The sequence below is a fragment of the Shewanella sediminis HAW-EB3 genome (assembly GCF_000018025.1).
GTDB classification, from domain to species: domain Bacteria; phylum Pseudomonadota; class Gammaproteobacteria; order Enterobacterales; family Shewanellaceae; genus Shewanella; species Shewanella sediminis.
Genome location: NC_009831.1, coordinates 2,866,056 through 2,889,640 on the forward strand (window position 1 = coordinate 2,866,056; position 23,585 = coordinate 2,889,640).

Here is a 23,585-nt window from a genome sequence, read left to right on the forward strand (position 1 = left end):
TGCGGGAGTTTATTTTATAAGCCGAACAATTACCATAAAAGTCTGCATAAGTCCGTCACCAACGCCTGACAATAACCTGAGCCGAGAGTTTTCACTCTCGTATGTATCAATAAGGGTTATAAACACGCATCACCCAGACATTTAAACCCCACCGCACGAGCCTTACCATTAGGGGCGACAAATACCCGAACCTGCGCCTGACCGCCCATCTCATTTTGGACTTTCAAAGCTTTCTCCTTGGGCATAAAAAATGCCTCAATGCCATACTCAACCCGAACTGTACCGGAGTCGACTCTGCGTACTCGTCCGCGAATATAGGTTCCCATCTTCGGCTTAGCTGTATTGAAGGTATCGAACTGCCAAATACCATTTATCTCAACCAGACTAACGTAGATCAGACTACCCATTTTAAACTCTGTTTGGGGCTCAGTCGGGATGCGGTTAATCTCGTAGTTTAAACGCACAAAATTGCCACGAAACAGACTACGCGGGTCAACGGGCTCAGTCTTTAAGATGATCTCTTCACCTGTCCATATGGGTAAAACGGAGCCCAGGTATTCGATGCTCAAAACAGATAGTTGAAAAAAAAGGGTTAGAATAAGCCCGATTTGTATCGTTCGTTTACCGGGCTTCTTATGCAGCCAACCAGGAACGGTCATGGTATTCATTCGCTATGACCTCCCTGTTTTAAAGCGATAAGGGTGACATGATGCTTCCAGTATTTTGCCGCGGCCATCAAGATACCGGCCGCGACGAGAAACAGAACAGCTCCACCTATGTAATCTCCTATAAGATCGAAATATCGTATAAATGCCGTCAGTAACAGGACGACAATGCCGGTATAGAAATAGTGGGTTTCGGATTGATCGATACCTCTTCGTATCAAGAGGATCCCCATCAGGAGCAGCATCAAGTTAGTGGCGATGGCTGAGATAAATTCCATATGGCTAAACGCGCTCACCAGATAAAATGAGAACGTCAGATAGCCGGTCAGCATCAACGTCGGCAGAGATGCGTATCGACCACTTGCGCGAGATAGCCGAAATGCAAGCATCCCCGACACTAGGATGAAGATAACACTTATCACAGACAACCAACTCTGGTCGCTCGGGTACTCTTCCCACACGCCTTCGAAGCTGAATACTAACAGGGTAATAATGGCCGCCCTGAGTAACCAGATGTGTACCACCAGTCCGTACTCTCGCCAGTCACTCTTATCAGCGCGCATTAGCCACCATGCAACACCATTTATGATAAGCCCCAGGCCTAAAGAAAAGGGTAATTGCTCTGCCACGGGATCGAAGTGATAGCCACTGCCCATGATCCAAGCCAGACCTAAATTTATCCAGACAAGTAAACCCACAACACAGGACAGGAACAGTAAACGGGAGCGAGCCTGAAACAGGGTTAACCAAAGTGTCACTGATATAAATATCGGATAAAGCGTCGGGAAAAAGTCTTCCCCCGATTCGACCACTAGCCAGATACTGGCCAAGCTCAAGGACAACAGCGCCAAAAGTCGACTCTGAGTAAAGACCACCAAAGGTAATATACCCAATGCCCACCAGAATATGCCATCAGGGAAGTGTTCTCCCAGGTGATAGATCTGTGCGATGAGCATGATGCTGGCGCCATAACTCATGCCGCCAAAGAGTAACCAGATGATGCCGGCGCGTATTCGCTTCGATAAAAATAGTTTAATACCGACGGCGTTAGTCACCAAGGTTAATAACAGTAAACTTCCTGTACGTATGCTTCTTGGGATCTCATCCCAGTTGTGTGAAACGATCAGTATCAGCGCTAAACCAATAAACAACACTCCCAATGACATCAGCAGGTAATAACCGAAGGAATTTTTATCGGTGTCATCATTGAGGCTCGTGCCGTAGCGGGCCAATATCGAATTAGCCTGCTGCTCCGACACAAGCTCATCACGTACCCAGGTACGAGCTTCGTGTGACAACTCCTTTTTAAACAGCTGGATTAACCGCATTCTCTATCCTTGATCTACTATTACTCGATCCGCATGACCTTTAATACAAAGATGATAACCGAACCGAATCGGTACAACTCTAGGTTCAACTTAATCGCTAAAAACAGAAAAGGCCAGAATAAATATTCTGGCCTCAATGAGTAAGTCTATGTTATTTCAAGGTTGAACGCTTATTTCTTTTCGGTCCAACGATCCATCCAACCAAGCACGTTAGCGTACCATTGCTCGAGGTTATCCGGATTCAGGATCCAATGGTTCTCTTCTGGGTAGATAAGCAACTCAGACGGGATCCCTTTACGTTGCATAAAGCTGAACGCGGCTAAACCCTGACCATAAGGAACACGGAAGTCTTTTTCACCATGGATCACTAACATTGGCGTCTTCCAGTTCTCTGTGTAGTTAACCGGATTAAACTTCTCGTACAACTCCTTGTTGTCCTGATAGGTACCACCAAACTCATATTCAGGGAACCATAGCTCTTCGGTCACATAGTACATTGAGCGCATATCGAACAGACCGGCATGATTGACCAGACAGTTGAAGCCATCACTCCAGTTACCCTGGATCCAGTTCATCATGTAGCCACCGTATGAACCACCCAAGGCACAGGTGCGAGTCTCATCCAGCCACTTCTGCTGTTTAGTGACGGCAGCCAAACCTTTCTGAAGATCTTCGAGGGGTTTGCCGCCCCAGTCTTGTGAGATCGAATCGGTAAATTCCTGACCGTAACCCGTTGAACCATGGAAGTCGATCATGACCACACCGTAACCGGCACCCGCCCACAGTTGAGCATTCCAGCGGCTGCTGAATGAGTTACCAAATGATCCTTGTGGACCACCATGAACGAGGAATGCAATAGGATACTTTTGACCGGCTTTGTAGTCGGAAGGCTTTATCCAGTAACCATGTACCTCTTCGTTGTTCCAGCCCTTAAAGCTAAACTGCTCGAACTCACCAAACTTTATCTCGGCTAATTTTTCTTGGTTAACTTGGGTTAGTTGCTTTATACCCTGACCATCCAAGTTCATCGAGTAGAGATCGCCCGGTTGAACTAAAGATTTGTGGTTAATAATAATCTTGTCGTTAGTCACACCTACAACACTGTTACTACCATCGTTGTAGACCGTTTTCACATCACCAAATTGGGTATTCACTTCGAATACGGTAACCTGGCCGACATCCTGAGCCGTGACGTAGAGTGTACGGTTATCTTTACCGAAGGTGAGCGAACTCGCGCTTCTATCCCATAACGGAGCCACCTCTTTCTCCTGCCCGGTTACCGTATCGCGCAACATAATGCGATATCTGTCGGCCTCAAAACCTGGCTTGGTCATGGCAAGATACGCCAGGTAACGGCCATCGGCAGAGAACGTCGGATTGGCGTCCCAGGCTTTATTGGCTTCGGTAAGGTTCACCGCATCGCCGCCGGTTACCGGAACCTGCCATAAATCGTAATTGGTGATCCAGGCCTGATCTTTACCCGGCGCCTTAGCGCCGTAGACAAGGTGTTTACCGTCTGGTGTGAAGGTCACCTCTTCCATGCCCGAGAAGGGTTTTGGCGGCGTTTCTGTATCTAAACCTGCGGTAACGTCCACAGCGGTGATGATTTTTTCACCATTGAGCTTTGCGACAAACAAGTGGCTTCTTGAATGGTCACTCCAGGTGTCCCAATGTCTGACCATTAGTTGTTTATATTCGCGTCCCGACGATTTACGCTCCTGCTCGGCAGTAAACTTATCCTCAGAGCATTTCAGATCTTTACACTCAGGAAATACTCTCATGTTCATTACGACTTGAGTGCCATCTTGAGACAGCTTGAAACCTTCGACATCGAGCGGGAAGTCAGAGATCTGAATCGCTTCACCGCCATTTAAAGACAACTTATAAAGTTGGCTGGAGCCACTGCGACCGGCGAGAAAATAGATAGATTGGTCATCTGCAGCAAAGGCGACACTGTGCTCAGTGCCTTTAACCGAGGTCAGCTGCTTAGCCTTACTGTCGGCTTGAGAGAGATCTTGAATATAGAGATCGGAGCTTGACTCACCCTCGGCATCAAATTTTTTGACAGCATAAACAATTTTACTGCCATCATTAGATAAAGCGGGCGAATGAAGCTTATTGATTTTAACTAGATGTTGCACCGTGAACGGTTCTGGATTCGCGGCCTGAGCCGATATTGAAAGCCCGGCACTCGCGATGGCAAGTATGATTGCAGTTTTTTTCATTGTTATTATCGTCTTTGTTGATTTAAGTTTAATTTATAAGCGACAGCACCTAAGCAAATCACTACTAGCTTATAAATAAAATGGTTATCTACTGCATCCATGCAAGTCTATGATTTTATCTTGGTGGTGAACACTACCCAAATAATAAGGCTTAGGCAAGATGCCTAAGCCGTATTATCGGTCTAAAGAGGTGATCAAAAACAGAGGGTATTAACTGAGTTTAAGTTTCCAGATAGCCGGGCCAGTCTCATGAGCGTTGACCCCATTGGAGTCTACAGCCACAGTAACCGGCATATCTTTAACGTCAAACTCATAGATAGCTTCCATACCTAAGTCGGCAAATGCGACAACACGGGAGGTTTTAATCGCTTTCGATACCAGATAGGCGGCGCCACCCACAGCCATCAGGTAAACCGCTTTATTCTTCTTGATGGATGCAACCGTTGCAGGTCCCCGCTCGGCTTTACCTATCATCCCCATCAGGCCCGTTTTCTCCAGCATCATATCGGTGAACTTATCCATACGCGTTGCCGTCGTTGGACCCGCAGGGCCCACAACTTCATCACCGACAGGATCCACAGGCCCTACGTAATAGATAAACTTACCGGTAAAATCGACGCCTTCAGGCAGACCTTCACCGCTTTCAATTAGGGTTTGAATACGCTTATGGGCAGCATCACGGCCGGTTAACATCTTGCCGTTAAGTAGCAAGGTATCGCCACTCTTCCACGTTTCAATATCGGCTTGTGTCACACTGTTGAGATCGACATGGTGAGTGTTCTCACCCGCTTCACGGGTGATCACAGGCCAATCTTCTAACGATGGAGGCGTTAATACTGCAGGACCCGTTCCATCTAAGTGAAAATGAACATGACGTGTGGCTGCGCAGTTCGGGATCATCACAACAGGCTTAGAGGCTGCGTGTGTCGGTACCGATTTAATCTTTACATCCAGAACCGTGGTCAAACCGCCGAGGCCCTGAGCACCGATGCCTAACTTATTAGAGCGCTCGAAGATATCCAGACGCAACTTCTCTTCGGCCGTTTCGGCGCCCTTTGCCTGTAGTTCATGAATGTCGACGGGATCCATCAGAGACTCTTTAGCGAGTACCGCCGCTTTCTCTGCGGTTCCGCCGATGCCAATACCCAGCATTCCTGGTGGGCACCAGCCCGCGCCCATCGTCGGCAGTGTCTTCTCAACCCATGCAGCAACATCATCTGAAGGGTTGAGCATCGCCATCTTAGATTTATTTTCAGAACCGCCGCCCTTAGCCGCGATTGCAACCTCAATATGATCCCCGGGCACCATATCGATATGAACGACAGAGGGGGTATTATCCTTGGTATTCTTACGCGCCCCGGCAGGGTCTGAAACGATTGAGGCTCTTAATGGGTTATCCGGGTTCTGATACGCACGTCTGACGCCTTCGTCGACCATCTGCTGAACCGTCATATCAGTCTTATCCCACTTAACACCCATACCCACTTTAACAAAACAGGTAACGATACCGGTGTCCTGGCACAGAGGACGCTTTCCTTCTGCCGACATACGAGAGTTAATTAAGATCTGTGCAATGGCATCTTTTGCGGCTGCACTTTCTTCTCTGTCATAGGCTTCTGACATAGCATCGACAAAATCTTTGGGGTGATAATAGGAGATATATTGTAGGGAATCGGCAACGCTCTCGATTAGATCGGCTTGCTTTATGATAACTTCTTTAGTCACAGACACTTCCTTTTCAACAGACATTAGGGTGCGCTCCATTAGCCATTTTTGGCTTGCGTATTTATTTTTATTAATTCTTGCCCGGACATTTCATACACTCCCCCAGCCCGCAGAGAATGTATCACGTCATTGCCTTGTATAGCTGGCGTGTTTCTTTTTATTAATCCCGGCATTTGGATATGATACTCTTTCGCGACTTTTAGGGGAATATCACATTTTAGATAAGGTTAATCGATGAGTTTTTCGCCGCAGCAGCAACTTGCTTTCAGGCATCTGAATTGGAAATACACCACCACAGAACTATTCTCCCACCTCGCAGACAAGCCCTGGGCCATGCTGCTCGACTCGGCAGATGCTGCTCACCTGGATGCAAAATTTGACATCATAGTGTGCGATCCTATCGCGACGATTGTAACCGATGGCCAATCGAGCAGGGTGAATCATCTACAAGACGGCGAAATAGCAGATAGTCAAGTTCACAGTGGTGACCCCTTCACGCTTCTCAATGACACGATAAATCACTATTTCCCTCATCAATATCCAAGCCCCTTACCTTTTAGCGGAGGCGCTGTGGGCTGTTTCAGTTACGATTTGGGTCGCCAGATTGAACATCTCCCCCAAATAGCGGCCAGAGACATTTTACTGCCCGAAATGAATGTTGGCTTGTATCCCTGGGCATTAATTTTCGATCGCTTAAACGCGTGCTGGACTCTGGCTCATTACCATGGAGAGGCTCCACTTGAGTCGACTCTGGCACAACTTAATACCCTGCTCGAAGCTAAACCCAATTCGGTTACCGGTGACTTCTCCTTAACCAGTCAATGGATTAATCAGATAACTAAATCACAATACATTGAAAAATTTGATAAAATCCAATCCTACCTCAATAGTGGTGATTGCTATCAGATAAATCTGACTCAGCGTTTTACCGCAAGCTATCGAGGCGATGAATGGCGCGCATACCTCAAGCTGCGTGAGACAAACAGAGCCCCCTTTTCGGCATTTATCCGATTAGATGATGCGGCAATACTCTCTATCTCACCTGAGCGATTTATTCAGCTTCGTGATGGTCAAGTGCAAACAAAGCCCATAAAAGGAACACGGCCTCGATTTGAAAATGCAGAAGCAGACACCTCTTCTGCACTCGAACTCGCCGAATCAGAGAAAGATCGCGCCGAAAACTTAATGATTGTCGATCTACTACGAAATGACATAGGCAAAGTTGCAAAAGCAGGCTCAGTCAAGGTTCCTCACCTTTTCCAAATTGACAGTTTTCCAGCCGTCCACCACTTAGTCAGTACGGTAACGGCCGAGTTACACAACAAATATCAAGCAACCGACCTGTTAAAAGCGGCTTTTCCCGGTGGCTCTATTACCGGTGCCCCAAAAATCCGTGCGATGCAGATCATAGAAGAGCTTGAACCCTCGAGGCGCAGCCTATATTGTGGGTCTATTGGCTATATCAGCCAAGATGGACAGATGGACACCAGTATTACTATTCGCACATTAGTCGCACAAGCCAATCACATACACTGCTGGGCCGGCGGCGGGATTGTCGCCGACTCCCAAGCTAATGATGAATATCAGGAAACCTTTGATAAGGTCAGTAAGATACTTCCTGTTCTTGAAAAGGTGGATTCTTAAAATTGTATGAGCAAAAAGCTGATATTAACTAAACGATAAACTTCGGGGGGCGTATGAACTTAATAGAGTTGAGGATAAGGTATAACCTTCAACCTCTTACCGCTCTCAAGAGTCCCCTCATCTCCAGTAAACTACAGCCTGCAGCCGTGCTTATCGCTTTCACTCAGGTCAAGAATGAAACTCACCTCATTCTGACTCAAAGACCCAGCCATCTCAGGCATCACCCTGGCCAAATCAGTTTTCCCGGCGGTAAAGTAGAAAATAGTGATAGCAGCCACATTGCCACAGCCTTAAGAGAAGCCGAGGAGGAGATTGCACTGCCGATATCAAATGTAGAAGTACTGGGACAATATCCTAAATATAAGACGTTTACAGGCTTTGAGATCACACCTGTCTTTGGCATCGTAAAAAATGATTTTGACCCCATACTCGACCCGGATGAAGTTGCTGATTACTTTACGATTCCTTTGAAATTTCTATTAAACACAGCCAACAGGCAAGAATACCTCTACCGCCGTCACGGCATCGAATACCCGGTTTACTTTATCCCCTATAAGCAGCATGTTATCTGGGGCGCAACGGCGGCAATTATCGAGCACTTATGTAAGCAGCTGAGTCAATAACAGCTCTAATCATGGCTTCCCCTGAACCGCATTAATAAGTTTGATATTGAAGGGACTGGGAGAGTTATCCAAGGCTGGTAAACTAAGCCGCCAAGCCGGAAAACAGAGAGAGTGGGTTCCTCTTAACTCAAACGAAGAAGCGCAGATACAACCCCGCCGCAACAGAGCTGAGCAGAAGCAAGGGAATATTAAACCAATATCCCATTCTGCTATGGTGAGCGGTGTAATAATTAAAAATCATGCTGATAAAACTGATCGCAGCACATACCCAGATGACATATTCGAGTTGAACCGTCTGAGTAGGATCCCAATCGAAGCGAACTGATGCTCCCTTACTGAGAAAATAGCCTATGGCGCGATCTGGCCTGGCCTTATCGAACAGCAAGAGTGCATATACCGCCAATGACCAGCCCATAATGGAAAGAGAAGCCAGCAAAAACTGAAATATTTTAACTTTTTTCAATTAGTCTCTCCTGTCAGCCACCAGATACTCTTTAAATATAACATTTTTTAAGCAACATCCAAGGATACTCCCTTGTTTCAACCTGCTTTTTGCAGTAAAAATTCTGTTCATCGGGGATAAAATTCGAACATATGCAAAAGAATCACAGTTTATTTAACTTCTATAGCGTGATTATCCCCTTTTTAACTTGAGAAAAGCCGTCAGCAGGGTAATATGAACGTCCAAATTTTTTTATAAAACGTTTCGTTGGAGAACTAAGCAACAATGAGCATTACATCTGTCGCTTCTGTATTTAAAGGTGAATTTGCGATCGGTTCGCAAGTTACTGTTCGCGGTTGGGTAAGATCTCGCCGAGATTCCAAGGCCGGCATCTCTTTTCTTGCCGTTTATGATGGTTCCTGCTTTGACCCTATTCAGGGTGTAGTGCCAAATAGCTTAGAAAATTATAATGACGAAATCTTAAAACTAACAGCAGGTTGTTCTGTAGTTATGACCGGTGAAGTCGTTGACTCTCCTGGTAAAGGTCAAGCGTTTGAGCTACAAGTGTCTAGTGTTGAAGTTGCTGGTTGGGTTGAAGATCCAGATACATACCCTATGGCAGCTAAACGTCACTCTATCGAGCACTTGAGAGAGTTGGCTCATCTGCGCCCACGAACCAACATTATTGGTGCAGTAGCGCGAGTACGTAACAGCCTATCTCAGGCTATTCATCGCTTCTATCATGAACAGGGCTTCATCTGGGTCTCGACACCGCTTATTACTGCGTCAGACGCTGAAGGTGCCGGAGAGATGTTCCGTGTTTCGACTCTCGATATGGAAAATCTCCCACGTAACGACGAAGGTAAAGTCGATTACAGCGAAGACTTCTTCGGTAAAGAGTCTTTCTTGACCGTTTCAGGTCAGTTAAACGCAGAAACCTACGCGAGTGCACTGTCTAAGGTTTATACTTTTGGCCCCACTTTCCGCGCAGAGAACTCAAACACCAGTCGTCACTTAGCTGAATTCTGGATGGTTGAGCCTGAGGTTGCATTTGCCGATCTCGATGATGTCGCGGGTCTTGCCGAGCAGATGCTGAAATTCTGTTTCAAAGCCGTACTGGAAGAGCGCCGTGATGACCTTGAATTTTTCGCCCAGCGCGTCGATAAAACAGTTATCGATCGTCTCGAGTCATTTGTAAGCAGTGATTTTGCTCAAGTCGACTATACCGATGCGGTAGAGATCCTTAAGAGTTGTGGTAAGAAGTTTGAATATCCCGTTGAGTGGGGAATCGATCTTCAATCCGAGCACGAGAGATACTTGGCTGAAGAGCATTTCAAGGCTCCGGTTGTTGTTAAAAACTATCCAAAAGACATCAAGGCATTCTACATGCGCCTCAATGATGATGGTAAAACCGTTGCCGCGATGGATGTACTCGCACCAGGCATTGGTGAGATCATCGGTGGAGCACAGCGTGAAGAACGTCTGGATGTACTTGATGCACGTCTCGAAGAGATGAACCTGAGTAAGGAAGACTACTGGTGGTACCGTGATATGCGCCGCTACGGTACCGTCCCGCATTCAGGTTTCGGTCTTGGTTTTGAGCGTCTGGTTTCATATGTTACAGGTGTTTCTAACATCCGTGACGTGATCCCATTCCCTCGTGCACCAAAATCGGCAAGCTTCTAAGCGATTAACCAAAGTTAGCCAAACAATGAAAAAACGCCCAAATGGGCGTTTTTTTTATATCTGATGTTTAACAGTTTAAAACTAATTCCTTCTTTGCGTATCTAATTCCATCGATGCTCTTTTTAGATTCTTTTGAGCCTGCTCAAAGTAGCTGGGAGAGCTATCAATGGCTCTCTGAAACAATTCAACGGCCTGTTCATACTCCCCTTCTAACATGAGGAAATACCCCAGATCATTCAAGGCATCGGCGGGCTCCATGGTATGCTCGAACGTCGATAATGCTCTGGCATACAAGCCCTTTCTGACATAAACAAGCCCTAGATTTGTCCAGCCACGTTCAAAATTTGGATCTTCCTTAATCGCCTTCTTAAGGTATTTTTCCGCAAGGGCTATATTTCCACCGAGATAGTGTGAGTATCCCAGATTGGTGATAATCAAAGCAGAGTGAGGTTCTTTGCGCAATGCCAGTAAATAGTAATGACGGGCTTCTTCGTGCCGATTTTCCAGGTCATAGAGAATAGCCAGCGCATTATAAATTCGTATCGGAGATTGTAGGTCCAGAAGGTACATCCCCTCCTCTGTAACCTCTTTACCGGTAACAGTGAGTCTGGATTGGTCTAAACTCACCGCTTTTTCCAGATGAATTTTTGCCTGTTCATGCTGACGTTTATCCATGTTAATCAAGCCAAGCCCAGCATGAGACATAAGCATCTCAGGATCTATGGTCAAGGATTCGTTATAGGTGAGATAGGCAAGTTGAATGTTACCCTTGATGCTGTGAATTCTTGCAATATTATATAGAGTCAGTGCGTTGTCAGCTTTAAAATCGAGCGCCTGTACATAGAGGTATAATGCCTGATCCAGATTCCCCTTCTCCTCCTCTTTTTTTGCACGCACTAAAGCATCGGCCTCATCTTTGGGAGGATTTGCCGCAGTAACAGACCCCATAGAGCTGCCATCATAAAGATCTTGCCGAGTCGGTGGTGTCACCTCTAAATTGAGCAACTCCTCATCTGTTTTTGTCGCACTGCAGGCCACAAGTAGTTGGAGTGATAGTGCTATCAACACTGTAACTGCATATCTCTTACTACTGATAAATCGATTCAAACCTTTCATTAGCGCTCCCTAAGATTATTATCTCCATCGACATCAGTTTTACCTAAAATGCCTGGCCCCATACTTTCATCACCTTGAGCACCGCCGGCCCAATGGCAACAATGAAAAACGAAGGCCAGATACATAACATCATAGGAAAGATCATTTTTACTGCCAATTTTGCCGCTTGCTCCTCGGCTTCCTGAAGTCGCTTATTTCGGTACTCATCTGAAAATACGCGTAATGTTTCCGCAATACCGGTACCAAGACGTATGCTTTGAGAAATAGCAGAGTTAAGCCCCTTTATATCTTCCAACCCCGTTCGATCGGTAAACTCATTAAGCGCCACCTTAACGGTTAAACCGGCTCTGACTTTACTGCATACCAGATCAAGCTCACTGGCCAAGGTTGGATGACTCAATGCAAGCTCCCGGGCCACACGCTGCATTGCAGCCATCAAGCCTAAACCGGCTTCGCAACACACAACCAACAGATCCAACGCATCAGGAAAACCCGTTCTCAGCATCCTCATGCGCCTACTCGCTATTTTCTGTAGCACCAGAGAGGGTAACAGGAAAGCACCGCCGACAAGCAGGGCAACAATATACACACTCATCATTGTTGATAAATCCGGATATAAGCTTAAGACTAAAACCGACGAGCCCGCACCGATGAGAAGTAAGATTATTCTTATCGAGCTGAAAATTGCCATTGCATTTTCTGAATGTAAACCAGCATGGATAAGCAACCTACGAGTCTCGTCATTAGACATATTGAGAGGTGACTTTTCAACCATGCTACCTATACCATGCTCAAGCGTGGCATTGACATCCGTTTGTACGGTTTTTATCTGCTCTTCTTTGTTTAAACTTTTTAACCTCTGCCTTAAAGGCGAATAGATACCGCTAATCAAGAAGGCGAGTGACAATGCAAACATAACCCCTGCGATTCCAGCTACAGCAAATATCGCCCATTTTATTTGTTCAGGGTCATCGAAGAGAGAACCAAACAATCCAATTAAATAGTCCATAATTACATATCTATTCTGATTATTTTGCTAATCCACCAGCCACCGATAGTCATACCAATAGCCCCCCACATCAATAACTTTTTCCCACCTTCAGTTCCCGTTAATTCGCCAACATAGGAGGGTGTTTGAAGATAAATCACAGCAAACAGAACAAAAGGCAGCAAAATCAAAATCCAGGCAGACAGCCTTCCCTCCGCCGACAAAGTTTTAACCCTACGTCTGAAAGTGAATCTTTCTCTTATCACTCTCGACAAACTTTCAATATTTTCAGCCAGATTTCCGCCCGTTTCCTTTTGCACCATAACGGCGCTGGCAAAAGCCATGGCTGAGATACTAGGCACTCGCTCAATAAACCCAAGCAGCGCACGTTTTACATCTTTAGTATAATTAATATTAGCAAACATCAATTTGAACTCTTTCGCTATGGGTCCCTCCAACTCCTCTGTTGCAAGCTTAATCGCATCGGAGAAGGAGTATCCGGCCTGCAGTGCTCTTCGAACGACATCTAAGGCATCGGGAAAGCTGGCCTCGATGGCATCCATACGTTTATTTGTATCCCGGGAAAGTTTGATATGAAACAGCATAAGAGTCACTGCCATTACGAATACCGTAATGATGGGCTCACGGGTAAATTGCCAGGTTAATAGCCCTGTTATAATGGACGTGACTAGAGCAAGCAGGAAGAAATGATGGCCCATCATCTTATAATCAGCAAGTTCCAGGCGATAGCTTAAATTTTCGATGAATTCGATTTTTTCCAATGCTCTCCCGAATCGATTCAACTTTTGCAGCTTACTTTTTCTAAGTAAAGAGGTCTCAAATTCCGAGTCATCTGAATTTTTAGACAATTGTTTCAGACGCTTTCTCACTAAGGCCGTATTAGCTCTTTGTGGGCTATAAACGGGTAAAAATAGTGCTTGTGACAGCAAGATCACAGCCAGAAAAATCAAGCCCAGAAATATTATTTCATTTGAAGGCATCACTAGTTCCTCTAAAAGTCAGCAAATGGATCACCAGAGTTAAACAACTCAAAAGGCAGATCGATACCATGTTGTTTAAGCTTGTTGTGAAATCCCGGGATCACGCCAGTAGAATTGAATTTACCGATAATATCGCCATTCTGATCTCGCCCCTCACGAACAAAACGAAATATCTCAGACATAGTAATGACCTCTCCTTCCATGCCGTTGATCTCCTGGATACTGGTAACGCGGCGGGTGCCATCTTCGAGACGCTCCAGTTGAACAACCAGATTGATGGCGGAAGCAATTTGCGTTCTTATGTTACTGACTGGCATGTCAAAACCGGCCATACATACCATATACTCCAGTCGACCTAATGCATCTCTCGGGCTATTGGCGTGCAATGTTGTTAGTGAACCTTCGTGACCGGTGTTCATCGCGGTTAGCATATCCAATGCTTCTCCGCCACGAACCTCACCAATAACAATCCGGTCAGGCCTCATACGTAAACAATTCTTCACCAGATCTCTTTGGGTGATTTCACCACGTCCTTCAATATTTGCAGGGCGTGTTTCCAGTCGAACGGTATGGGGTTGTTGCAGCTGTAACTCCGCAGAATCTTCGATGGTAACGATTCGCTCGTCTCTAGGAATATACCCGGATAGCATATTCAGCAGCGTGGTTTTACCGCTACCCGTACCTCCGGAGACCAAAATATTCAGCTTCCCTTTAACAGCGGCTTTTAATAACTCATTCATCTCCGGTGTTATCGAACCAATATTGATGAGCTGTTCGGCATTGAGTTTGTCCACCGAAAACCTTCTGATGGATAAGGCGGGACCATCGAGTGCCAATGGGGGAATAATGGCATTCACACGCGAACCATCTTCAAGACGAGCATCAACCATAGGAGATGATTCATCTATACGTCGTCCGACACTCGATACAATCCGATCTATGATATTGAGCAAGTGAGCGTTGCTGTGAAATTTTATCGATACCTGTTCGAGTTTCCCTCGACGCTCCACATATATCCTATCGAAGGAGTTCACTAAGATATCCGAAATGGTCGGGTCAGCAAGAAGCGTCTCCAGAGGGCCTAAACCTAAGACTTCATCTATGATAAGTTTAATTAAATGCTGTCTGGAAGTTAGATTAATGGGCAGATGCAGTTCACTAATGAGCTTTTCACAAATCTCATTAATTTGTCCTCTGGCCTGCTCTTTTGAGATCGTTTCTATCAAAGAAAGATCCATCACATTCAATAGTTTGTTGTAAACCTGTTCTTTGATCTGTAGCTCTTCTATTGAAAGCGGTTTAAAGCTTGTCATCCCTTGTTGACTCAGGACTGTCATAATTATTTACCTAATAGTCGGTTCCAAAATCCTTTTGAATTTTTATCACCATTACTCGACTTCGGAAAAAAGTGCTCAGTTACCAAATTCAGATCTGTCAACATCTGTTCTCTTTTCGCCACATCGGTTATGGGCGTTCCAAGATCTATACACTGACTGGCGAGCTTGAAATCATTTGCCACGACAAATAGTGATTTAATGCCAGTTGTCTCTTGTATATCTTTTAGGTTTATCCCTGAATTTGTCTTTTGATAACGATTAACCAGCAGATGTATTCGGTTACTATCGATCCCCATAAAATTAATTAATTGATTAACGACTGCCTTTGTTTCTCGAATACTCATCACATTCTGCTGTATCACCAATAAAATATCGGCGTTAGTCAGAATATCTGCATTCCATACCTCCGGGCCACGAGAGAGATCGACGATGACCTGATCATAGTATTGCCGACATTTCAAAAGAAGCTCATTGGTATTACGTAGTTCGATATGCTCAGTTGCATTCAACACTGCAAACGGTTTAGCAGCTAATAGATGCAGATGTCCTTTGTTGGTCATAGTTCCTTTAAGAGCTACTTCATCCAAGGACTCCAGCTCTTGTATTGCTTCGGTAATAAAATAGGTAGGTTCTAACCCCAGCATATGGGCTAATGTGCCTTGTAGTAGATCCGTATCGAGTAAAGCCACTTCTCCCTCTTCTCTCGCTGAGGCGACTACGGCCATACTCGTTGCGATAAAGCTTGCTCCAGAGCCACCTTTCCCATTCATCACTGCTACGACGGGCGCCAAATCGGCTTTTTCAGCCAATTTTATTGCGATCTTTTCTAAAGCCGGTAGCAGATCAACTTCAGGTTCATCGAGTGGAATAAAATCACTGACCCCCTGTTGGAAGGCTAAGCGAAGGACACTCTGCGGCGTATCATGACCGAGCAAAATAATATCGACCTCATAAGCAGCGGCTGCTTTCAATGCATGAACGGCGCTCGGCTCATCGTTTGGCAACACGAGAAGAATAAGGTTAAAGGGTCTGGCAGTGGACGATCTGGCTGCAAATGGATTGAGAGAATGAACAGACTCCCATGAGAGATTCAGGCAGGTCTCGAGACTAACCTCTATCTCACTAACATTATCGCCTTGAGTGTTAATCAGTAACACATGTACCGGATAAGGCAATATATTATTCGAAACCGTACTGGCAGGCGAACTAGTCTCCTTATTTTCATCATTAGACACTAGCAGCTCCAGTGGCTTATCCATTTAATCATCCTTCTCAGATAAAAAGTCCTTATATTTACTATAGTAAGCTTTTTCTAAAGTCGATGATTTAATTGCAATCAATATACCCGGAACCAGGATCTTCATCCTCTACATGGTATACACCTAGGCTTTCCCGGGGGAGATAAGTCGAAAAAGTGGGAGAATTTATCACTCGATAAAGACCCGGTACTAAAAACTCGTGTTGATAGTTAGCTATCTCGGCACGAACGAGTACAATCGCCATACCGGTAGCCTCATCGCCCTCGTTGTCGAGATAACTGATAGTCAGGTTTGCAGGGGTTAAATTGGGAATTAAATCAATACCATTAAACAGTCCCATATTTTTAATATCCGTATCTGTCACCTGACACACAACAGCTATTCTTGCCGCTCTTCGGGACGCTTCATGAAGTACATTATAGGTATACATCAACCTACCCACTTCAATTATGGCAAATAGCAGCATCAGGAATACACCAGCGACTATGGCAAACTCAACGGCATAAACTCCTCGTTGAAATCTCATAAACCGGCTCGCATCGCATGACTAACGCTGAAGTTGAAACTTAAATCGATACCATCACCAATTCCAAATCCTGAAATTCGGTCACTGAATAAGGGGTGCCAATTATAATCGACTGAGACCGTGACGATGCTTGTAGCAGGCGAACCTGAAATGATCACATCGCTGGTTGACAAACCATAGAGTAAAGGTACCGTTCCTCCGACTTTGCCATAAACAAGCAAGTCTTTCGTCTCGGAGATACAATTCTTACAATCTAAATTACAATCATCACCCAGGTCACAATTATCATCGAAACTTGCGGCTAATGATCCACTTGTATCGGGTATAGCCGTAACAGATAGGTAACGGCTCGCATCACGCACCATTCGCGTAAGGTGACTATACTGATAGATAGCCCGGCCAATCTCTGCCGTAGCGAACAGCATCAACAATAACACAGGCAACATGATAGTAAACTCGATTGCAGCGACCCCCTTTTGCTTAACCATTCTCATTATATTCACCTATGAGTCCGGACTATCGGGATCTCGGTATAAGACCACTGTTGATACTTTGCTCTCGTAGGTGGGATCGAGTGAAGCACTGCCTGAACCGGAACAGACACTGAGAAACTCGCCAATCACATGGGCCTCATTTCCCTTTTGTGACACTTCTTGTGTCAAAAAGAAGCAACCGGTGCCCAGAGTCGTGATCGTGTTAGCTCCATTGGTAACACCATCGCAAATACCGATAACAATGGGGAATTCACGACGTCCAGTCGACGCTATTGATGAGGGTTTAGACAAGATATCACCAGAAAATCCTGTAGGACAGCTGGTTGGAGGAAGAAGCGGGGAAGCTGGGCTGTATTCGGCATGAGTATAATAATCGATTATGGCTCCCGCACTGTCGACTGGAATAGTATGCCCATCAGCATCGAGTACAGGGTCCCCAGCCTCATCAAGCTGGACAACGATATCACCGTCATCATTAACTAAAACTCTATCACCCTGACAGGCATCGAAATCCCTCTTGAACTCGCTAATATTTCCACCACCTTTATCGGTTCCAAAACGTGTATTTAACCCCTGTACCACGGGTCCCACAGTGTTGCCCGGCTCAGTTGGAATTTCATCTCCATCCTCCACACACAGACCGAGAGTAAAGTCCCCTGCTAGGGCCCTACGAATATCGGCACCACCTGAATTACCATCTAACCGCAGAAGCTGAAAGTTTCCAGGCCCAATAGGACTATCTGCGTTAGAGCCAATCTTCATAATATGGACAGTTCCTGGACTAAAACCGAAATCATCATCTTCATCTTCATTTAATGCGCACACCATCATAGGAACAGCTTTGTTGAGGCACTCGATGTCCGTACTACGTCCCGCGATGGCAGATGCTCTCACCGATTTATCAAAATTCATGATTTGAGCGAGAAAATTTGTTAACCCGACATTTTCAATTCTAATCCGAACATACTCACTGCCCTCCACCAATATTGGCGAGAAAGGATCTGGCCACTCTGAGAACTCAATAAACAGATTGGCTGCTACCTGAGTTGAGTTGTAATCGGGTGCAGAGAGATCGATACTGCTATTGAGTTCCCCGTTTTCCTGATATTGAAGGTTTTGTAATAGCAAAGTAGTAGCCGCTTCTCTGGCTTCATACAAGCTCGCACCATCCTGTAGCTCTTTTGCAGCATACAGGGCTGACGCATCGACCGCATTTTGTAAACGCCCCTTATTCAATAACAGGTGTCCGCCATCGAGTGCCAATGCAGCCACAGCGATCAATGAAAACAGGCCAATAGTAAACATGACCAGAATAGCTCCACCTTGCTTGCGATATGGTCTTATATTCATCTTGTTCACCATGCCATGAAATAGAAACTGTCTATTTTCCCACATTGAATAATTAAACACCCCATGACACACACCTAAGAAAATCAATCAATCGCTTTAATGGAGACCTTATCTCTCCCAGTTTGGGGGGACATATTACTTACGCGATAGGCTTGCATCACTCTTTCACCGTAATTTCCCTCTAAGACGCCTACAATACCTTCATTTCTTTCAGGTGCACCCGGGTCTAATATCTGAACTTGCTTCACCTGTTGGTAACTTTCGCCCATTGGAAAGTCATTCACCTGAGCACAAGCCGTTAATAGAAGAGCGCCAACCAAACAGCAAAATTTAATGTAGCCGTTAAGGTTTACGTTTAACTTATTCATACACCACCTCTCCATTAACTATAGTGAATGTCCATATTTTTGCTGAGTTCCGCTGTCATCAATTTTCGCATCGGACTCTATCGCTTCGTAAGGCGTTTCATGCTTCTCTTGTTCGGACTGCTTATGCGACATTTTACCTAACAGATAGAACTCCATATCAGATGGCAAGACAAAATCATCGGTTGGCAGTGATATCTGCTTTTTATTAAACGGTCTAACTAATCTGGGTGTTACCAGAATAACCAGTTCGCTTTGTCCACTCTGAAAACTTTTACTGGTAAATAGCTGACCTAAGATGGGAATATCTCCGAGCCCCGGTAATTTATCGATATTTTCACGTAAAGTGTCACTAATGAGTCCACTGATTGCGATGGTTTGTCCATCGGCCAATTCAACGGTTGTTGCTGTCGTTCTCTTAACTATTGAAGGCACAACAAGAGCGGTATTAGAGCCACCGGAAAGTGTAACCGAGTTAGCGTTACTGACTTCACTTACCATTACATTGAGGTTAAGATTAATTTGCCCTGAATCTAACACCGATGGCACAAACTTAACGCCTACACCAAAATCTCTGTACTGTATTGTTGTCGAACCATTGGTGCCCGGAACCGGAATAGGAAACTCTCCCCCCGATAAGAACTCTGCCGATTGTCCGCTCATTGCCGTTACATTAGGCTCAGCCAGGACTTTAGCAAGACCATGTTGTTTAGCAACATCGAGAGCAAAGTTCATCATTAAATTGCCGTCGAGATAACGAGCAAAGAATCCACGACTGTCTATGGCTGCAGCGGGGTCAAGATCGAAGGTTCCACCGGCACCAGCCGTACCAATAAACCCTTTATCGCCTTTGTTAAAGATAAAGAATTTTGAATCAAATTGACGGGCGACCTCTTTTTGAACTTCGGCAATAACGACTTCGAGCATAACCTGATGGTCTCCCCCTACTGTCATCATGTTTAACACCGTACTTTTCACTTTAGAAACAGATGCGGCATCTGCATAGGCCTGAGCCAGTTCGACCGCCGTATTCATTTTTTGGAGGTTACTCGCTTGGCCACTTATCAGCAATTGGCCTTGTGAGGTTTGTACACCCAATTTTTCCCCCGGCAGAAACTCATGCAAGCGGGTTTTCAATCCATTGAGATCATGGGTAATTTCAATATCGATCACATCGACTAACTGCTCATTCTTATCCCAGACCATGATATTGGTACTACCCAACTTTTTTCCCAGAACATACAATTCATTATTAGGAAGAAGTTTGATATCACCTATATTGGGATTACCTACAGATACCCGATGAATCGCTTGCTTTAGTTTTAATACCCGTGACTTAAAAATCGGGATATGTTTGATATCCCGGCTCGCTCCAGTTGGACCGCCAGCGTTGACTGAAAAATTGATAAAAACAAGACATACAGTTAAAAAACAACATGCTATCGTAACCATTCTGGTTATTGTTCGTGGCATGGTGCGCTCCTTATTAATGCGAAGATAATTCCATCGGCATCTAATTGCTCACTTTAATTACCTGCTCTTGCATTCCTTTAAGCAGATAGACTTTTGAATTCGTTTTAGTTGAAACTTGAATTATGTCTTTAGATACGACAGGCATAGGCCTGACAGCTGGCGTGGGCTCGCTATCGATTGTATCTTTAGCCTCATTAATTAATGCTAGTTCAACTTTTGTTGAATCATTCGGATTTCTTAGCGCTAATTGAAGCTTGCCACGCCCTTTTGCGATCATTAACACTTCAGCCTGCTCTAAATTGAGTTCGAGAGTCACTGCACGAACCAATTTAGGCTTATTTTCATCATTTGAAGAGCGTTGATCGATTGCAAGAATTTTAACGTTCGCCAATACAACATCAGTTTGCAGACGCCCCCCTCTTTTAAACAGGTTGAGTACATCAACACGATTACCCGGGAGCAAGAAACCTGCAACACCAACCACATCGTTAACCCTAATGGTGACGGCGCGCATTTGCGGAGATATCAAGCTGGCTAATGTGCTTCCCTCACCTTTTACAGTTATCCTTTCACTGCGAAGCACCTCTCCCGCATACAGGTTCTGCTTAACGACCATACCCTCTGCACCTTCAAACGTTTTAATCGCAGTTTCCGGGATAACGGTATTTGGCATAGGAGTAAGTATAAGATGTTTTCGCTCAAGTATTGTTCCAAGCGGAACTAATGTGGCCATAGTGATCACACTCGTTGAAACTTGCGGATTAACGGCCTCGGTATTAGTTTTCAACCAACTTTGTGCAAGGAAAACGGCTGCAACGCCAAATATTAACGACAATAGGACGAATAATATGGTTTTATTGTTCATCAAGAGCTCCTTTCTCGCTTATTAAGTCTAACGATATGAACTACACAAAATAGATTGACCAAGCTTCTGTAATTAATGCCTTCGTCACCTCAGGTTTTAACTCCATAAAACTCATTTGATCGGCCATAATTCCCAACAGATCGCGTGGATAACATGGGATCAAGGGCTTTGCATACCTCTGATGAAATTCAATGAGCAGATGCTGAAACATCTCTTCACTACAGCTAAGCCCTTTCTCTTCACACACCTGAAACCAGATCCTACGATATAAAGGCTCATCTAATGCGTCGAAGTGAATCTTGTATCCAAGACGACGTAGAAATGCATCATCAACCAGGTCATTAGGATTTAGGTTAGTAGAAAAAAGTAAGATTAGCTCGAAAGGGATCTCAAAATGTTCACCCGATTGCAGAGAGAGAAAATCTCTTCGCTCTTCCATAGGAATAATCCATCGGTTAAAAAGCTGTTTTGCGCTGATCTTTTGACGACCTAAATCATCCAAGAGTAAAATGCCATTGTTAGCCTTTAACTGAATCGGAGCCATGTAGGTTCGGCTATGGCTATCAAATTGCACCTCTAGCATCTCAGCGTTTAATTCACCACCGGTAATACGAAGGGGTCTCTTACACTCGATCCAGCGAGGGTCATGGCCTTGTACCAAGTCCAGAGCATTAACGGACGTAGTGCTCTCAACCTTATGGTGCAGTTGTGGATCATAAACTTGTATCACCTCGTTCCCGATTGCAATTGCATAAGGGATCAGGACATTATCACCTAACGTTAAATTGAGGTTACGGCAAAGATAACTTTTCCCCGTTCCCGGAGGCCCATAAATAAGAACCGGTCGGCTCGAATTCAGAGCTGGACCTATCTTGCGCAGAAGATCATTGGGCAAAACCAGTGCCTGTAATCCGTACTGTAACATCTCTAAGGTAATTGGATTTTTTCGGCTGGATTGTTTCTGACAAATGTCAGTGTACTGAGCAAGCGGCACTGGCACTAATCCACGATAACCACTCTTGGCAGATGCTTGTTTGGCGTATTCGTCTCCTCCATGACTTAGCGCATATCGCATCTGTCCATCGGGAGTCGATTGTCTGTTTTCAACCCAAGCAAGCTGTTTAGCATTATCCAACAGGTTTTGAATAATGCCGCCAGAAATGCCCATCTTCATAACCAATTCAGATTTAGTTAATACCCCGCCTCCGAGTAGATGCTTAAGCATAAGGTCAAGTAAAAGAGACTCTTGAATGCCCGTATCTTCAATTGATTTAGGTCTCGGAGCCAATTCAGAATTTACACTCGTATTTACGACTCTATGCTCTCGCATGGAATCGCCGGCATTCACTCTAAACATATCAGGTGACCCCTAACCCAAGGTATAGAGACCAGTTTTGATAGAGCGCTACGATATCTTTATCGAGAGAGCATGCCCATAACCAGCCAATGGCGAGTGCCGGCGCATAGGGTACTCTTTGCCCGGCAGCTTCATCAGACTCAGGTTTGAAGTATGTGCGCAAGTAGAAACAATCCCAATAGCGCTTAACTGTTTTGAATAGTCCTCTGAATCCAGCTTTCCAAGTGATTAATATCAAACTAGTTCCAGCACCTGCAACTATGCCATAAACTAAGCTTGAAAATAGTAGATCTGGACCCATAAGGGCGCCGATTCCCATCATAAGCTTAATATCACCCGCTCCAAGTATCCTAAATATAAAGGTTGGAAACAGTAATATGAAAGCTAAACCAAAACCAAAACACGCCATTAACACCCCGGCTAACTGGGCATAGTAAGCATTAATCGCAAATCCACAAAAGATCGCCAGCAGGCTCAGCTTGTTAGGTATTTTTTCTTTATAGAGATCTACACTTATAGCAGTAATAAAAAACACTCCAGCAAGGGTCAACTGAATTGTAAGTTGAGTTTCGGACATATCCCCCCCTCAATCACTCGGTCAGTAAGTACGCCCACATCCTTATGGGCTAAATCCCAATTTTGGTTCTGCTGCGTTTTGTTACTAACTCTATAGAAATAGCATCTAACCGCTAGGTGTACAGTCGGAACTATCACCCGCTACTGCTGATGCTAAACATTCAATCTTAGTTTGGGCATTAGTTCCCAACTCATTAAAAGCAGCAATCATTCCGCCAACCACCAAACCACCGGCAATAGCATATTCAACAGCCGTTAATCCACTTTCATCTTCAATAAACTCAATGAATATCTGTTTAATGTTCATAATGTGTTTCTCCTGGTTTATCGACACAATACTAAAGGTTACAAAAGTTCCCTTAGTCAGTACTAGGTCTATAGCATCCACCTAGCTGCTTTTAGTGCCCACAACACATGAACTCTAAAGCTAACTTAAAAGTAGCAAAGGTACCGGGGATGCACCACGCTGATTAAATTACTGTTCTGTTTTAGAGGAAGTTAAATGTGACTAAATAGAGTATTAATAATACTTTTTCTGAA

The 23,585-nt window shown here is 44.8% G+C and carries 22 protein-coding genes; 3 read left to right on the plus strand and 19 right to left on the minus strand.

Features of this window, described 5'->3' with window-relative positions:
- Positions 1-116: 116 nt before the first annotated feature.
- The 4 genes from SSED_RS12340 to SSED_RS12355 all read right to left on the minus strand — a co-directional run bounded on the left by SSED_RS12340 (position 117) and on the right by SSED_RS12355 (position 5,967).
- Positions 117-668 (minus strand): GDYXXLXY domain-containing protein, encoded by a 552-nt coding sequence (locus SSED_RS12340; RefSeq protein WP_012142699.1) that lies wholly within the window; start codon positions 666-668, stop codon positions 117-119.
- Positions 665-1,993 carry a DUF2157 domain-containing protein gene (locus tag SSED_RS12345; protein ID WP_012142700.1) on the minus strand — a complete coding sequence of 443 codons (1,329 nt, stop codon included), beginning with the start codon at positions 1,991-1,993 and terminating at the stop codon, positions 665-667. Before SSED_RS12345 ends, SSED_RS12340 begins: the two co-directional genes overlap by 4 nt.
- 170 nt (positions 1,994-2,163) lie before the next feature.
- Complete coding sequence (locus tag SSED_RS12350; RefSeq protein ID WP_012142701.1) at positions 2,164-4,218, minus strand: dipeptidyl-peptidase 5; 2,055 nt, start codon at positions 4,216-4,218, stop codon at positions 2,164-2,166.
- 210 nt (positions 4,219-4,428) lie between these two features.
- The gene (locus SSED_RS12355) at positions 4,429-5,967 is read right to left on the minus strand and encodes a fumarate hydratase (protein WP_012142702.1); all 1,539 of its coding nucleotides are present in this window, start codon (positions 5,965-5,967) and stop codon (positions 4,429-4,431) included.
- A 210-nt stretch (positions 5,968-6,177) separates the two neighbouring features.
- On the opposite strand from SSED_RS12355, the gene pabB reads away from it, so the two are divergent.
- Positions 6,178-7,587 carry an aminodeoxychorismate synthase component I gene (gene pabB, locus SSED_RS12360; protein ID WP_012142703.1) on the plus strand — a complete coding sequence of 470 codons (1,410 nt, stop codon included), beginning with the start codon at positions 6,178-6,180 and terminating at the stop codon, positions 7,585-7,587.
- A gap of 53 nt (positions 7,588-7,640) precedes the next feature.
- Positions 7,641-8,210, plus strand: a complete 570-nt coding sequence (locus SSED_RS12365) for a CoA pyrophosphatase (protein ID WP_012142704.1) — start codon at positions 7,641-7,643, stop codon at positions 8,208-8,210.
- A gap of 127 nt (positions 8,211-8,337) precedes the next feature.
- Here SSED_RS12365 and SSED_RS12370 read toward each other — a convergent pair whose 3' ends face one another.
- Positions 8,338-8,673: a hypothetical protein gene (locus SSED_RS12370; protein WP_012142705.1), complete on the minus strand. Its 336-nt coding sequence runs from the start codon at positions 8,671-8,673 to the stop codon at positions 8,338-8,340.
- 264 nt (positions 8,674-8,937) lie between these two features.
- Between SSED_RS12370 and asnS the strand changes: the two genes are divergently transcribed.
- The gene (gene asnS, locus SSED_RS12375; RefSeq protein ID WP_012142706.1) at positions 8,938-10,338 is read left to right on the plus strand and encodes an asparagine--tRNA ligase; all 1,401 of its coding nucleotides are present in this window, start codon (positions 8,938-8,940) and stop codon (positions 10,336-10,338) included.
- Between the two features lie 81 nt (positions 10,339-10,419).
- Here the strand turns inward: asnS and SSED_RS12380 are convergent, their stop codons facing one another.
- From SSED_RS12380 to SSED_RS12445, 14 genes are all read right to left on the minus strand, one after another.
- Positions 10,420-11,454 carry a tetratricopeptide repeat protein gene (locus SSED_RS12380; protein ID WP_012142707.1) on the minus strand — a complete coding sequence of 345 codons (1,035 nt, stop codon included), beginning with the start codon at positions 11,452-11,454 and terminating at the stop codon, positions 10,420-10,422.
- A 43-nt stretch (positions 11,455-11,497) separates the two neighbouring features.
- Positions 11,498-12,463: a type II secretion system F family protein gene (locus SSED_RS12385; protein WP_012142708.1), complete on the minus strand. Its 966-nt coding sequence runs from the start codon at positions 12,461-12,463 to the stop codon at positions 11,498-11,500.
- Between the two features lie 2 nt (positions 12,464-12,465).
- The gene (locus tag SSED_RS12390) at positions 12,466-13,443 is read right to left on the minus strand and encodes a type II secretion system F family protein (RefSeq protein ID WP_012142709.1); all 978 of its coding nucleotides are present in this window, start codon (positions 13,441-13,443) and stop codon (positions 12,466-12,468) included.
- An 11-nt stretch (positions 13,444-13,454) separates the two neighbouring features.
- Entirely contained in the window at positions 13,455-14,780 is a 1,326-nt protein-coding gene (locus SSED_RS12395) for a TadA family conjugal transfer-associated ATPase (protein ID WP_012142710.1), read from the minus strand.
- 2 nt (positions 14,781-14,782) lie between these two features.
- On the minus strand, positions 14,783-16,039 hold the full coding sequence (locus tag SSED_RS12400; RefSeq protein ID WP_012142711.1) for a CpaE/TadZ family protein: 1,257 nt from the start codon (positions 16,037-16,039) through the stop codon (positions 14,783-14,785).
- A 67-nt stretch (positions 16,040-16,106) separates the two neighbouring features.
- Positions 16,107-16,565, minus strand: a complete 459-nt coding sequence (locus SSED_RS12405; RefSeq protein ID WP_012142712.1) for a TadE/TadG family type IV pilus assembly protein — start codon at positions 16,563-16,565, stop codon at positions 16,107-16,109.
- A complete protein-coding gene (locus SSED_RS12410) occupies positions 16,562-17,059 on the minus strand; it encodes a TadE family protein (RefSeq protein WP_012142713.1) in 498 nt (165 codons plus the stop codon). Before SSED_RS12410 ends, SSED_RS12405 begins: the two co-directional genes overlap by 4 nt.
- Before the next feature lie 9 nt (positions 17,060-17,068).
- Positions 17,069-18,409: a TadE/TadG family type IV pilus assembly protein gene (locus SSED_RS12415; protein WP_223295914.1), complete on the minus strand. Its 1,341-nt coding sequence runs from the start codon at positions 18,407-18,409 to the stop codon at positions 17,069-17,071.
- Between the two features lie 83 nt (positions 18,410-18,492).
- Positions 18,493-18,777, minus strand: coding sequence for a hypothetical protein (locus tag SSED_RS12420; protein WP_041421671.1), 285 nt, complete (start codon positions 18,775-18,777; stop codon positions 18,493-18,495).
- Positions 18,778-18,795: 18 nt separating this feature from the next.
- Positions 18,796-20,247, minus strand: a complete 1,452-nt coding sequence (locus SSED_RS12425; protein ID WP_012142715.1) for a type II and III secretion system protein family protein — start codon at positions 20,245-20,247, stop codon at positions 18,796-18,798.
- A gap of 40 nt (positions 20,248-20,287) precedes the next feature.
- Positions 20,288-21,112, minus strand: coding sequence for a Flp pilus assembly protein CpaB (cpaB, locus tag SSED_RS12430; protein ID WP_012142716.1), 825 nt, complete (start codon positions 21,110-21,112; stop codon positions 20,288-20,290).
- A 40-nt stretch (positions 21,113-21,152) separates the two neighbouring features.
- Entirely contained in the window at positions 21,153-22,442 is a 1,290-nt protein-coding gene (locus tag SSED_RS12435; RefSeq protein WP_049772161.1) for an ATP-binding protein, read from the minus strand.
- Between the two features lie 28 nt (positions 22,443-22,470).
- Positions 22,471-23,046, minus strand: coding sequence for an A24 family peptidase (locus tag SSED_RS12440; protein ID WP_012142718.1), 576 nt, complete (start codon positions 23,044-23,046; stop codon positions 22,471-22,473).
- Positions 23,047-23,151: 105 nt separating this feature from the next.
- Complete coding sequence (locus SSED_RS12445; RefSeq protein WP_012142719.1) at positions 23,152-23,352, minus strand: Flp family type IVb pilin; 201 nt, start codon at positions 23,350-23,352, stop codon at positions 23,152-23,154.
- Positions 23,353-23,585: the final 233 nt, after the last annotated feature.